Below are 14,956 nucleotides of genomic sequence, written 5' to 3'. Positions count from 1 at the left end.
TAATGGCTCATCGGTGACATGGGCAACTAACTGATGACCATACAAGTTTAGAATAAGAGCATGGCGCGATTCTCGACCCATTTGGCAGCCCAAACCCTCCACATAAAAGGCTTTGGTTTCTTCCAGATTTTGTACGGGAAATGCCAGAGAAAATAACGGGTTGTCCATAACCAACTCTCTCCTCAATGACTGATTATGAAAACAATATAGCTAAACTTTACCATAGTGGATCGGGGGGCAGTTTTTCTTGGATTTGAGTTAACTCTTGATCGATTCGTGTAATATCAGAGGTTATACCTTCCATTGGTTGTTTCATTGAATCCAACTCTGATTGAGTATTGGTCACTCTTGTTGCTAATTTTCGCGATCGCGCTGTAACTGCGCTCAAATCTTTCTGGGTATCAGCCAGTAATTTCTCTAATTCCTCTGATTTAGCTTCAGCTTCATGCCAATTAGCAGTAGTCTGTCTTAAATCATTCTTCATCTGTTCCAGTTCAGCCTGAGTTGACTCCAATTTGGTTTGAGTCTCATCCAGTGATTGTTGTAATTCAGGAATCTGATTAACTAGATTATGTGCTTCATAAACTTTTTTCCCAGCATACCAAATCGCACCAATGACTAGAAATAAAGCCATTATAGAAGCAATACCTGAAGAAAAGAGTATGACTAGTTGCCAAGTTGCTCTCCGATCTTTGTCAATTGGATTTGCATCTTTTTTAAGTTTCAGATACTGCTCGGAGGCGTAATCAGCGTATGTTCGATTACATTCTTTACACTTATAGCCATCATTCATTACTGGCGGGTGTGAGTTATCTGCTCCACCAGAACATTTCCACGGAGGTCTAGATGGTTTTGGAGGTTGTGTACTCATTTTAGTATCTTTACAAGGTGGATTTGCCAATCAATTCAATAGACATCTATCTCACTGAATATATACATAACGGTTTAAACCGGATCTTCAATGATAGGTTAAGCCAACAATTCTTGTATCTCCCTAGGGATTAACTTACACATCCAACGAGCCTCTTCAACTAGGGAATATGTTTTTAACTCTTTGATATAATTCCCGAAATCTTTCATCGAGAGATTCTGCATATATTTTTGAGCAACACTTTCAAAGGCCTTTTGGTAAACCTGCTTTTCCAGGGATTTATCTCGCCACCACTTGAGCCACTCCAGATTTCGGCTTGGTAATATGTATTGAGTGAAAACATCTACGGAAAATTTTTCTAGATCGACTCTTTCTGGATCGTTCAATTCTAGTTGCAGTAATAATCCGATTAACTGCTGTTCTTCAGCCAGATTAATGACTTTACCTTCAAGATAGAGATAGGGAATGATTAATTTAAAATTGCACGCTGAAGGTTTAACCGCTTCAAGAATCTCTTTCCGTTCATTTAATCCTAAACCCCATCCTGCACAGTCATTAAGCAACCTGCGTGTTTGTTCAGCATCGTTGTAGTCGGCTACTATTGTCTTAGCCTTCATCTGCAAATCAACTTTCTGCTCAGGTGTCAAAACAGTTTTCACTCCTAGCAGTAGTTCTAGATTGAGTTCAATTCCCGGTTCCCAACTCAGACATTGTAGAATCAACCGATCTTGAGTTGTCAATGTATCAGTCACTCTAGAGCTAGTGATTACATCTCTTAAATCCTCATCAATTCTCTTTTGTCGTATCCAAGTTTGGCCAAGGTAATGCAATAAGTCACCCTTAATCCAGGAGAGGCGCAAGCTATCGCCATCTCGCAAACAGCGCGTCAATGTAGGAACATACTGTTGGGAACTACGAACAAGTTGATTGAATTCTTCATCCGTAAGACTTTGCCATGCAGAGGATGTGGCAATAACATTTTTCCTAAGATTCTCATCATTAACAATTAAGGGTAGCCATTTGTGCATTACCGCAACAGGAAAGATATTTCCCACTAAGCTATCCACAAATTCAGTCTGCTCTTTTTGGATGTCATAGATAGCCTCCGCCAAGTTGACCCAATTTTCACAGTTATAATTCTGCTGCAAGTTATTGAAGATTTGCTTGAGTTCAGGCTGCTGTGGCTCAAACCAAGTATAGGTTTGATGAAACTCATAGCGACTGAAATGATTACCAGAATTTGGGGTTTCTTTAATTACCTCAACTAATAGAAACTTGGCATTTTCCCAGGAAGGCGACCATTTCTTCAGAAATGTTGCGTACCAATTATCTTTTGTAGCGTTATCCATCTCTATTAAGTTGGCGATCTTCGGCAGATTTGCTAAACCTGCATGGCATTCTGCAAGTAAGATATCAAGCAAGTCTGCTAGTTCTCTATTTTTTGTGGTAAGCTGTCCGTGCAAATTACTCTGTTTGAACTGTTCTACCTCAATATTCGGCAACAAACTTGCCAGCTTGAAGGTGAAAAACTTGTATAAATCCGTAACAGGAATGTTGCCTAATAGGGCAGTATCGAGTAGTGAAAAAGTCTCTTTTTCATCTTCAAAAAGTTTATGAGTTGCCAGATGAGTAGCAAATTTCCATGCTTCTAGCCAATCAGAACCAGCTTTATCAGCTACCACACTTTTACAGAGTGCAATTAATGTTTCTACAATTCCCGGATCTTCAAGTGTGCGGCGGTTTTGCTGTAATAGCCCATGCTTCAGCAATATCTCAGCTAAAGGTAAATTTTTCTGTAGTTCATCTAACGACTGGACTAATTGAGAATTGAGAAGGCGACTCCAAATCTTCAACATTAGTGAGATTGCTTGAGCTTCTAAAGTTTTCTTTTTGCCCAACTCTGTCCAGGCGAAAACAAGCCCCTGTTGATAATCTTCATTGACGATCTGTGGGATTAACTCTGCCCACTTTTCGATCGTCAATTCAGAAATATATTTTGATAATAACTCATCTTGTTGTTCTTCAGGCAATACAGGAATCAAACGGATGATTATTTGGGATTGAGCTAGGGAATCTAGCGTAATATCATCGTCAACTATTTCATCTAATTTTTGGATCAGTTGCTGAAGAGTATCTGGAGCTTGAGCTAGATGGTCGCGGATATAATCAACATAGCGATTCTCAAATGTATTTTCCTCAGACTGTCCCTCAAATGTTTGAGTAGCACGGTTGAGCCAGAGCGTATTTTCAGGTAGCGATCGAGAAGAATGCTGATTGGTTTTAACAACCAGTTTTGCCCAAGTACATCCCTGCTCTTCAAGAGTGCCAATAGCAATCGAGATTTGAGGGCGAATACCAGCAGGGAGTAGTAACAAGATACTCTCGATCCAATTTTCAGGAGGATTATCTATGTTTTGATTGGTTAAAAGTAAGCGTTTACCATTAACTACTGCGGATAATGCAGAGAAAAACAAAGGATCATTTCGGTTGTCCTCTTCCAAGCATAAGCGAATTTTTTGAGATTCGTTCTCCCTAATTTCGGCTGATTTTACCTCTTCTAAAGGTGGAATTGATAAATGGGGCAAATCAGCTTGAAACCGATCCAAGACTGGGATAGGTTGTTCATACATCCAAGATAGCAGAGGAAACGTCCGGCCTTGCCATGCTAATATTGACGTAACTGAAATAAAAACATAGCGGTGCTGATTGAACCCTCTTGTTCCATTAATTACCAACTGATTTTGAGCGTCAACAGCAGTTTCAGCTTTGATTAATACCAACTTATCTTCTTGCCAAAAAATTCCAACGGCTTTTGGTGTCTCTGGTGGTCTTGCACCCCAAAAGCGATGGGTTTTTTCTGCCATAGTTTTGAGGCTAACTTCATTGGTCAAGTCAGCGCTGCGAGCAACAAGCTGGTATCCAGACGCTTGATTGCTAACCAATTTGCCGTGAATAAACTGTGAGTACATAGGTGAAAAAGTTTGTGTTCTGTGAATGGAGTCGGTTCTAAAATGCTCCTGCCACAAGCTATGACTGGTGCTTGGTCGATTGACGGAATGGTGGTTATTTTTTAAAATTATTGATTAACCACTCAATTGGTTCGATGACGTAAAATGGTTCATATTTTACATCTTGATTAATCTGTGGTTTCGGTTTGGAAGGTGATTGTGGAGTCTTGGGTGCATTGTTACCTGATGCAAAACCACCCCCACCTATTGATGATGAAGTAGAACTGGGAGTTGGGTTAAGCCCTACTGATGGAGCATCAGGATCGAAGCCAGTTGTATAACGCGTTACTTGTGATGATTGGGCAGATTGAGAAGATTGAGTGTCTGAAACATCTGGATCGATTACAGCTTCTTTCCAAGTTTTATCTTTTTCATCACGATAGCGACCAATAGATGCTAGAGGAAAGAAAGTATACCGATTTTTGACACAATAATTGTGTTCCAGACTCTCAAATAACAAGTCACCCATCACATCTTTGGCTAAATCTTTGGCGGCTAACATCAACTCTTCATCCGCTTCTTTTTTATCATCTGGATGCCTTACTTTAGTCCATAGTTGCTCCCATATTCCCTCTTTGTCCACCTTTGTCAAGCAGAATGCCATATATTGTGGTAGTCTCCCCTCGATCCTATTTTCGGGTTGAGAACGCTTCTTAAACTCCTCAAACAACTTTAATAGCAAAGATTGGTAGGATTTCCCATCTTTTTTACTGCGGATGGGATCGAGTAAGAAAATGATTCCATCACAACTGAGTAAATAATCTACAATCCCATTTAAGTCGATCTGATTTTGATCGTCCTGATTTTGATCGTCGTCTTGAATCTCTCCACTGTTCCTTGTACTCGACGCTTTAAATATCTTGACTGTTTCTGCTGAAGTTGAATCTATATCTTCGTAAAACTCCCCCGGAGCATCCAGAAAATTAAGAACTACTTCAAATCCTGTTGGGCCAGAAGCATCTTGCTCTTTGAGAGTATAAGTAAAAATCGGGATATTGTCTGCTGTTTCAGTAGGATCTGGAAATTCGCCTTTTTCATCAATCGTATCAATATGCTGTAGGATAAAGTTGAGACTTTCAGGATCTGCATCAACTACCCAGCCTTGATATGGAAGTAGCGCCCGGTAAAGCATTGCCAAATAAGTGGTCTTTCCAGAACCAGCGGCTCCCCAAATTCCTATGCGTATATCAGTTGGTTCCGTGGGTGAAGTTTGCCGATTCAACAAGTTTTTGAAAGTGGTTGATACTTGCGAGAATGGGTTGTTAGCGTTCATAAAGTCTCCTGAGTGAGCTATTGTCAAAAATGAACTTTGCGAGTGCCCTTTTAGGAAGGGCTGAGTTGATTAGGATTCGATCGTTTCGAGGATAGCCAGTTTTTGTTTTATAATATCAAGGCGTTTCCATTCAGGATCGTCACTAAGACTTTCGTTGATTTTTGCCTTCAAAACTGAATCGTCTGAATAGCGGATTTTCTGAAAAATGCCTTTGATGTAGTTCAATAATAAAACCTCAATCTCAATCATTTCGTATCGATAGACATTCAACAGTCCAATGATGCAATATTGAGACACGAAAGATTCATACAATTTCCGCATTTCTGTAATAAATGGACTGAAATCATCAAGCTTTACATTGGCCTGAGGTGGAACTTGAGCAATACTAGCAAAAAGTTGCTTTTTGTCAGGTTGACCATCAGCACTTTCAGCGGTAAAATAACAAGCTGGATCGGTCATTCGGGTCATAGCAATACGACTTGCTATTTCAGGGAGAATATGACCCATTTTTCCATCTATTGTTTCTTTGATTGTTGATTTGACTCGAGAAAATTCTACATAGCCGTAGCAACCATTGCAAATTTTTTCTGCGATCTGGGAGTTGTCCATAGTCTCAGTGTAAACTCGAATTAAGTGATCTGCCATTAATGGCACTTGATTATTAAGTTCAGACCAAAGAGCTATTTGAGCCTGACTTAGTGGATATTCGTAAATGGGCTTGGCAATATTTTTGTGAGTGAGAGGATCGGGTAAACCGAAAAAACTTTTTTTCCACAGTTTAGGCATTTTTTCTTTGATGGCTCGATCGGTACGATCGCAAATTGATTGGGCTATATGTTGTAGTTCGTTGCCTAAACTTCCTAGGCGTTGTTCTTGAATATATCGGATATTTTTAACTAATTTTTCCTGGTATTCTTGTCGTTCATTCAGCAACTCTTCTTCTTTTTCTTTCAGGTATAATGTATCTTCTTTGTTGAGAATTTGTGCATCTTTTTTGAATTTTATTCTCAGCGTATGAATGATACTATCTAAAGCCAATTTCCCGTCGCGAATTTGTCCCTCAATGCGATGTTCGCGGGCAAACTTAGTCAATTCTTCTACCAGCTTGGGAATTTGACTGGCTTCTAGGACTTCGCGATCGCTTTTTCCTCGAACACCTAGTTTGAGGGTGGCGGCTTCATAAGTGTTAGTATCTTCAACTATCTCTCCTTTAAGTTTCTTTTGAACGTAGTACGCAATCCAAGAAGATGTCTCAAAATAGGGACGATCTCCCCCGCGAGTTGGAAAATTTATCGCATAATTGGAAACCAACAACTCCATCAACTCGCCCATCTGTCTCCGTAGAATATTCTGTTTCTCTCGGCTGTCTGTCATAATGCTATCTTTAGCATTGAGGACTAGGAATATCCGCTCGCCAGCTCGTTCATTTCCTTCAAAGCTAATATACTTTCGCGATCTATCAAGCAGATAACCATCGCCACGAGTGAGAATCCCGTTTGGGCTTTGAATAAAAATTACAGCATCAGCTTCTTTAATTCCTTCGCTGATAATAATATCGTGTAGGGGAGTGCCATCAAGCCCTGGTAAGTCAACTAAACATACATTCTTAGGCAATTGTAGTGTGGCGACTCCATCAGAGATCTCACTTGGCACAATGTGATAGGTAACGGACTTGACTAAGCCGATTCGACGATTCAAAGAACCAGGGCTGTTGATGTCGCTATTTTCATTAATTAAATTCATCAATTCTTCAATGTCTCTTCTGTTGGCAAGAGAAAAATTCTTACGCAATTCCTTTCCAAGATTATTGGCATACTGTCTAACAATATCTGCCAAACTCAGCCGTAACTCCTCAAAATCTCTGTTTGCTTGATCGGGAAGTTGAATGGCTGGCTGTAACTTTTCAAGTGCTATGGCATCACCTGCATCAAGATTGCCAGTCAGTGTAGATGCGTCAAGTTTATATGCTTGATAGCGACTGACAAAATCTGCTACCAAACTACGAATATTGACTTCATCACGGTAAATAACTTGGGCTGTTTCATCTTGAGAATTAGCTGCGTCAAAGAAAATTTCTAAAGCGGCTCCGGTTGCGGGCTTGCCTGATATTTGTGCCAGGACTAAATCGCGTCCTAAGATGGCGTTAATCGTTGTGCTTTTCCCAGTTCTTGCCTTGCCAATCACAGCTATACGGTAAGGCTTTTTGTATTTAAGGGCTTTTTGGGCAAGTTCCAGCTTATCTTTAAAGTCTTCTTGTTCTTCAGGATAATCTCTGAAAAAATCTCGCAGCATTCGCAGTCGCTGAACTTGATGGGCAAAACGTTTGATCTGATCCTCAGTAGCATCAGGCAAATATCTTTTAATGGTGTCCTGTAAATTGTCTAAAGGGGATGATGAGGTAACCATGTGATGAATTCCTAAATACTAAAACAATTCAAAGTTAGCTAAAACATAATCATGGCTAACTCAATCTCTATCAAAACTGAGTTAGACCTGTCGCGATTAAAACGGTAAACCGGGAATGGGAATCGGTAATCTCGGTCTGGGAATAGGCACGCCACCGGGGACAATATCATTGAGTTGGTCGATGATATTTAAGGCGCTGGCGGCAGCTTGGGCAAAGCTTCGGTCGCCCGTAAAGCCAACATCGAAGATACAGCCTTCCAATAAGTCGGGTTCGACTCCTGCTTCTAAACAGGTTTGTTCGGCTTCTCGGATTTGTTGAGCAGAGAGCATATCCATGGTTTTATAGCGTTTGGGGAAGCTCTTATCGGTAAAGGTTTCTGTGGTTTGACCGGGGGCATAATCAAAGAGGGATTCGCTTTGACTAATGCGCCAGCTATTGCCAAAGTTCTTATAGAGTTGATTGAAGACGGCATTTTCAATGCGACGAACGGGAATAGCGCCGGGAATGGGAACGATTCGGGTGACCACATCTCGCACTTGTCCGTAACTGGATTTGGAGGGAAGAACGTTGCCGTTTCGGGTTCGTAAGTCATCACCAGGATTGCCATTGAGGTTACCTAATAGTCCGGTAAATTGACCGGGAGGCGAACTGAGAACGTGGGGAGTGACGTTCATATATTCAGAACCGGACATTTGAATGAAGCGGATGGCGACTTCTTCTCCAGAGGGCCATTTGACGAGATAATTTCGACCTCCCTGTTTATAAATTGCGCCTCCACCGGGTAGGGAGAGGGAGTTACCGGAGATTCTGGTGGGTCTACCGTTGACGCGCAGGGGGGTACTGGTATCCGAGTCTGGGAAGAATTTACTATAAAATGCGATGCGATCGCGCCCTATCTTCATCGCTGCTCCCGTATTCAGTGACACATCTCGTCCCGGTATCGCTCCCTGACGGGTTTGCACCTCAAAGTCTCCCCCCACAGACTTGGCTAAGATAAATTCTCCCACCGTTTGGAAGCTATATCGGAACCCATCAAAGGTAACCAAATGAGGATCTCCATAACTGGAACCTTTGAATAGACTTCCAAAACGTTCTAACCCCTGTGCAATATTCTGTCCTATGCGCTCACAAGTTTCAGGGTTGGCAACACAGAACTCATAAGCAGTTAGTGCTAAATCAAGCAATAGTAAAGGTAAAGCAAGGCGACCTAATACTCTTAAACCTAATCTGGCTCCTCTTAAACCTACTCTACCTAAAAGTCTTAAGTTTATAGATTTGGAAGATCTACTCAATTGTCTAACTAAGCAATTAGAAAGTGTTTTGTTATATTTTACATTGTTAATTGATTCCTTGAAAGGTCTTAAAGGAGGATCTCTTAAGGGATTTTTAAATGGATCGTTTAGCCATCTAGAAAATTCCTCTATTGAATTCCTGTGATAGGTGTCAGATGCGATCTTTCTTCTCGCCAGTTCTTGACCTCCACGTTCTTGGTCTTTCGCTACCTCCTTCATTGCCCTATTTCTTTGTATCGTTTCTTGTGAAACTTTCTTGTAAAACTCTTTTCCTTTTCCTATCAATGCATTTATGTTCGGACAAGCAGATGCAATCTTAAAATTACGATCTAGTTCATTTGATGTTTCTCCAGTTGAATAATTTAAATAAGTGCTTTCTGTCAATTGATTCAATGTTTTTTGTGTGTTCTTATTTTGGGATGTGAAGGAGGCAATCTTTTCTATAGCAAAATAAAGATGATTGTCACTGTCAATTGATTTCATATCCCCCAACAAAAGACTACTATCTATACTTTCTGTTGTTTCAGTATAGAAAAAATTATCTTCAATAACCAATGACTCGGGTTGTAATTCTTTTTCTTTAAAGTAATTTTCAGATATTTCAAAATCACCACAATCGTTTTCACATAATTCGATTATGAGATCGTCAGCAGTTTGGGTGATTCTGATGGGAGTTCTAAGCAACATAGAATCAACTGATGGACTGGTATACATGCTGTATAGCCATATACCGTCTAAACTCTCTTCTTCAACTTGAGATTGAGGAGTATTAGGTATTTCCGGTTGAGGAATTGGTGAATTCGGTTGATTCACATCGGGATTCCTGAAAATATCAATACCTCCAGGAGCAGAGGGTGCGGGGGGAGGTGGAGAACTTCCTCCATCGTTGCGGAAAATATCAATGTCGCCAGATTGTGGGGGTGGAGCTTCACCATCATTGCGAAAAATATCAATGCCTTGAGCAAGATTATACGCTGGGGGTTGAATGGCAACTGCTCGGTTTTGTTGTGCCCAAAAACAAGCATTCGAGTTAAATCCTAGAATGCCACATAAAGCTACGGCGATACTTCGCTTTATCCAGGAGCTAGTAATGACTAAAACTAAACTAATTAAGGTAACCCACAAATATTTCATTAGACGCATAACTCACCTCGTACTTGATGATTTTTTGCTGCTAGTTGCAACAAGTTTATGTGTAGGGGCGAATGGCCATTCGCCCCTACAATTGTTACCTGAATCAACTTTAATTACCATAACAGACCGGGATCGGGTTGATAAGAAGTTTGGGGTTGAGGCTGATTCCCTGCAACGACTGGATTATTATTAATATGAGGAGCCAGCAGGCGGTTCCAACTGCTGAGTTTTTGGGCATATTCGCTTGGACATCTTCTGGCTCTGCTCTCTGGCAAAATGTTACGTTCTACTAAACCAGAATATTTGTCCGGGTTGCTACCATAGACTAAACAGAGTAAGCTGAAAAATCGTTGTTTATCTAGAGAATGTTCGCCCCAATAGGGTAGATTTCTGACATTCTCATTGTTTTCTGCGGCAAGAAGGAAAGAAATGGCAGCTTGTAAAACGGTTTGTTCTGACTTAGCATTCCCTTGTTCTAAGAGTAAAATTGCTGCCATTTCATCTACCGCATCTTCTTCTCTTCCAGTAACGGGAATATCAAAAATATCTACAAGAGCATGTCCCATCTCATGAAAAAGGACAAAAGAAGTGATATTAAATGCTATATCTAGCAGTTCCTTAAGCGATGCATCTGGGTCATCTTCATGAAAACGCATAACAAAGGCATGTACCAGATCGATACACATAATAATGCGTCGTTTACTGGGGCTATAGAAGGCGTTCTCTTCTCCACATTCGCCAAAAATGACGGGGACATCCGCCGGTAAATTTAGATTTAAGTTATCTAAGTTATTTTGCATGTAATTCAGCGCCCCAGAATCTTGAAGCCTGATGTTTAGTTTCTGTAAATATTCCTTTTTGATTTGCGCGTGAACAATTTTGAATCGCCCTCGTATCGGCCCTGTGGAAACTGGAGGATTGGATCTGGGAGCAGGAGGACGAGAGGGCGCTGAGGGTGAAACATCGGGGTTACGGAACAGATCGTATTCGGCAGTAGCGGAAGATAGGGGAAGAAAAGATTCTCCAATTACTGCACAGATACTCATTGCTGCAATTAGGCTAAATTTAATCCAATGCATCATTATTTTGCCTCTGAATGGATTGAGTTGTTAGTTGGGTTTCACGTTGTTCAACCCAACCTACAGAAGGAAGGTTTACAGTATTTGGTTCTGATATTTATATCAAATCCTTAAATGCTTGCGACAATGCATCGCTGGGAGGCAAGGGGCTTAAGCCCCTTGTCCAGTGCATGAATAAATAAATTTGATATTAGTCCCTCTCGATCCCCCTAAGTCCCCCTTTTTTAAGGGGGGTTGGGGGGATCAAAATTTCCCTTGAAGGAGCGCAAAATGCTGTAAGGGGGGATAGGAAGATCAAAACGTAGTTCACCGATCGCCAAAAGTGCTATCATCGACAGCCAAAAAATCTGCAAACTCTCTGGATGGTGTTAACCCCATTATTGATGGTGTTTAAACCTTGATTAATGTTGGAGAAAACGTCGTTAATGTTCATGGTGTCCCGTGGGTCGGGTTGGGCCGGAGGGGTGTAGTCAACCACGGCTTGTTGGACGGGGGTGTTTTCGACTTGTACGGTGAGAAAAATGTTTGACCCAGGAGCGGCTTGCAAGTATATAGTGATGGGAATGCCTAAGTTAAATCCTGACCCAATGAGATCGGCGATCGCATCAAGTTCTGGACGATCTGGGTAGCCCGTATTGGGGGACGCAGCATTACGAGAAGCGGATTGTTCCAGATTGTCGGTATTTCCTACAACATTTTCAAATTCTTCTCGTTTGATGGCATCTCCTAACCCATGAATAGCAATGACTCGCCCCTCGGAATCAAATACCGGGCCGCCACTCATACCGGATCGGGTGGTTGCGTCATAGACTAAACCATAGCCATCACTACGGGGTTGTTCCAGTAGGCTAGAGACAATACCGCTCGTAAATTGGCGAGTCACTTGTTGAATGGATTGAGTCGTGGCCGGCCAACCGGAAATGAAAACGGATTGTCCTTGTTGAACGGTATTGGTGTTGGCTAATTTGGCAATGCGATAGTCTTTGTCACTGGTGAAGGGAACAATGGCCAAGTCTACGCCATTCAACCGTTGGATTTTGCTGTAGTCGATGGCGTAACCTTGCTTATCTGAGGTAATGAGATTGTACTGGGTTTCATAACTGACGACATGGTTGGCGGTGAGGACGTAATAGGTGTTGCCCTCTTTGGCGATAATGACTCCAGAGCCATGGCCTTCTCCTTCAGGCGCTTTGATGAGAACGGTGACTTCGTAGGCGATGTTGTTGATTTCGACTCCGGTGAGGGCGAAGGTTGGCGTGGCTTGGGTCATGACGATGGTGCTGATGATCGCCGTTCCTGCTAAAGCCGCAGATAGATAATGTCTATTCATTTTAGATGTACCTCATACTTGATTCGACACGAAACAGAGTGTTCTTTGGGTCTGCTCACCACACGGGTTGTGAATGAGATGGAGGAACTGGGGGCATTGGGTGAACCTCCCCAGACTCTTGGGACAAAACCTCGAAGTTACTCAAACTTTGAAATAGATCAATGGGAATGGCCCAACTGAGGGCGATCAGGGTCTCCTGCAAGAAAGGATTGGGTTGGCTGCCATCGGCATAGATATAGGGATTTCCCCAGAGGGGATAGGCGTGCATTCCATTAATGCCAATGACTTCACCTCGGTTGTTTAAGAGAGGCCCCCCGCTCATTCCTTTACGAATGTCGTTGTCGTAACCCATCTGATAGCCATCGGCTAAGGGTTGCTCTAGGAGCCATTGAAGGGTTCCCCGGTTAAAGACAAATCCATCCTCAGCCGCATCAGGGGGAGATTGGAGGGGAAATCCTGCTGCAAACACTTCGCTCTCTACGACAGCAGAAACTTCTGCAATAAAAGCAACGGTGTAGGGGCGATCGCTCCTAAAGGTCAACAAGGCCAGATCGTTCCCCCGGAAATCAATCGTGGTAACCTGAATGGCTGCATAGACCTGACCATCAGAGGTTTGGATCTCGTAGGTATCCGAGGCAATCAAGACATGACGGTTGGTCACCACTTGATAGGTTTCTCCTTCTCGGCCGAGAATAATCCCCGAACCCTGACTGGTTCCAGCGATGACTTTTACGGCGATCGCCCTGGCAATTTGGCGTATTTCCTGGGGAGATTTAGGTGAAGAAACCGGAGCAGTGGGTACAGTCGTCCAGGATGGGCGATCGTCTAACTGGGGCTGTAGGGGCCCGTAGTGCCATTGGATGCGATCGGCGGTTAAGGGGCGATCGTCCAACATAGGCTTTAGCGGCCCGTAATGCCATACCAAGCCGCACATCCCACAAGCCAGTAATGCTACAACAGGCTTAGTCATCAAGGGTTTACCAAATCGAGCCACCAGAACCCGAACCTGGATTATTCGCTGGAGCAGGATTGGGAGCTGGCTGGGGTTGGGTTGGAGCTACGCTAGGAGAAGACCCACTTTCGACGGGTGCTGTATTCAGATAATTCTCCATGTCAATATAGAGTTTGCGGGGGCGGGGGCGGCGGCCTGTACTCTGATATAACGGTGTAGATGCACCAGAGCGAACACTAAACATTTGTTGTAAGACGCGGTTCGCATCATCTCCTTGTTGGAGAGTAAACAAGACTCCCGCACAACTACCTCCATTAGTTTGACTGACACAAATGACCGGATAGCCATTCACGATACCTGTCGTCAGATACTCTAGAATTTTATTGTTGTAATAAGTCTGGAACCGAGAGGACACTTCCTGACAGCGTCTTTGGGGGGAATAACCGGAACCTTCAAAATAAGAAGATTGCCAAACAATCACAGGAACCACGCCTCGCGGACTATCCACTAGAGTAGCCGGCGAACCCTGGCTCGTTCCGCAGTAAAATCGGGCGCTTTGAGCCTGACTGGGTTGGGGTAGCGTGATACTCAAGGTAGTCAGCGACACAACACTCAAAAGTTTTGCGCCAGTACGAAACAAATTGGATAAAGATAGGTTCATCATTTTCTAAGATCCTTAAGGTTATAAGTCCCACAAAACCTAGGGAAAGTTTTGCGAACAGAGGTAGTAGCACAGATTCTGAATTCCGACAAAACTCACATTGGGGTTTCCAGAATCTGAAGAAGGATAGGGGTGATGGTCATCCAGCCCGACTTAGTTCTCCTCAAGTATTGAGTCATAGAGTTCCATACATGCCCCCTATCTATAGTAATCTTCTATGCTTCGTTTGTAAGTAGTATTTGGTAGCATTTGGTAGCGTTTGGTGCGACTTAACAAAAGCTTAAAATTCTCTCAGGAACTATCCTCAGCCTCCCGATCTTCTAGGTAACGTTCTAGAGTGCCGCGAATGTTATTTTTATGAATCTCTTCCCCGAAGGCGGAGGATAACTTTTTCCACAAACGAGCGCCAACCCGCTTCAGTTGATCGTGACTTTTCGGTATCTCTTTCCTCATTTCTTTATAAGAGATTCCCTCTAGACAGGCACTTAGCACCTGTCGCTCGATATCTGTCAGATGTTTTTGGGTTTGGCGATAAAGTTCGGTATCTGCTACCCGAAGTAATTGTTTGATGTTCATTCATCCCGAATTTGAGATCTTCTATAGATCTCTCAGAAAAATCAGGGTGATTTTATGCAAATCGGCAGAAAATTATTATAAATCTTAATCTTAATTGGCTCTTAAGTAACGTTTTGTGTCGTTTTGTCCGGGCTATAGGCGAATCTAGGAGACCCCAAAACTCGTATTGTAAACCCACTTTTAATGTTTAATTGATTCAGCGATCGCCGATAGCACCCACTTCCTGCGCTCCAAAAATCGCCTCTGGATGGCAGTAATGCTTAAACTCTAGGAAATTCTCAAACGGATCGGCCAAGAAAAACGTAAAATGCTCCGTTAATTGGCCTGGAAACCGTTGTTTCGGTTGTTGAAAAAAGCGTAAATTCCGATCCAG

The 14,956-nt window shown here is 42.5% G+C and carries 10 protein-coding genes and 1 pseudogene; all 11 read right to left on the bottom strand.

Annotated features, from left to right (window positions below; translation table 11 throughout):
* A pseudogene (locus tag PN466_RS26160) lies at window positions 1-168 on the bottom strand (VOC family protein); the annotation flags it as partial.
* A 49-nt stretch (window positions 169-217) separates the two neighbouring features.
* Window positions 218-871, bottom strand: coding sequence for a hypothetical protein (locus PN466_RS03635; protein WP_271937036.1), 654 nt, complete (start codon window positions 869-871; stop codon window positions 218-220).
* Between the two features lie 98 nt (window positions 872-969).
* Window positions 970-3,840: a hypothetical protein gene (locus PN466_RS03630; RefSeq protein WP_271937034.1), complete on the bottom strand. Its 2,871-nt coding sequence runs from the start codon at window positions 3,838-3,840 to the stop codon at window positions 970-972.
* Between the two features lie 94 nt (window positions 3,841-3,934).
* The gene (locus PN466_RS03625) at window positions 3,935-5,152 is read right to left on the bottom strand and encodes a TRAFAC clade GTPase domain-containing protein (protein WP_271937032.1); all 1,218 of its coding nucleotides are present in this window, start codon (window positions 5,150-5,152) and stop codon (window positions 3,935-3,937) included.
* 69 nt (window positions 5,153-5,221) lie between these two features.
* Window positions 5,222-7,558, bottom strand: a complete 2,337-nt coding sequence (locus tag PN466_RS03620; RefSeq protein WP_271937029.1) for a dynamin family protein — start codon at window positions 7,556-7,558, stop codon at window positions 5,222-5,224.
* 96 nt (window positions 7,559-7,654) lie between these two features.
* Entirely contained in the window at window positions 7,655-9,985 is a 2,331-nt protein-coding gene (locus tag PN466_RS03615; RefSeq protein ID WP_271937027.1) for a VWD domain-containing protein, read from the bottom strand.
* Between the two features lie 113 nt (window positions 9,986-10,098).
* A complete protein-coding gene (locus tag PN466_RS03610) occupies window positions 10,099-11,067 on the bottom strand; it encodes a DUF4344 domain-containing metallopeptidase (protein ID WP_271937024.1) in 969 nt (322 codons plus the stop codon).
* 325 nt (window positions 11,068-11,392) lie between these two features.
* Window positions 11,393-12,394, bottom strand: coding sequence for a S1 family peptidase (locus tag PN466_RS03605; RefSeq protein WP_271937020.1), 1,002 nt, complete (start codon window positions 12,392-12,394; stop codon window positions 11,393-11,395).
* 55 nt (window positions 12,395-12,449) lie between these two features.
* Window positions 12,450-13,364, bottom strand: coding sequence for a S1 family peptidase (locus tag PN466_RS03600; protein WP_271937018.1), 915 nt, complete (start codon window positions 13,362-13,364; stop codon window positions 12,450-12,452).
* A gap of 7 nt (window positions 13,365-13,371) precedes the next feature.
* A complete protein-coding gene (locus PN466_RS03595) occupies window positions 13,372-14,010 on the bottom strand; it encodes a COP23 domain-containing protein (protein ID WP_271937017.1) in 639 nt (212 codons plus the stop codon).
* A gap of 288 nt (window positions 14,011-14,298) precedes the next feature.
* On the bottom strand, window positions 14,299-14,583 hold the full coding sequence (locus PN466_RS03590; protein WP_271937015.1) for a hypothetical protein: 285 nt from the start codon (window positions 14,581-14,583) through the stop codon (window positions 14,299-14,301).
* Window positions 14,584-14,956 lie beyond the last annotated feature (373 nt).

It is taken from the genome of Roseofilum reptotaenium CS-1145, from assembly GCF_028330985.1.
Taxonomy (GTDB): Bacteria; Cyanobacteriota; Cyanobacteriia; order Cyanobacteriales; family Desertifilaceae; genus Roseofilum; species Roseofilum reptotaenium.
The sequence above is the reverse complement of the archived record's forward strand: the minus strand, read 5'-3'. Positions and strand labels throughout refer to the sequence as shown.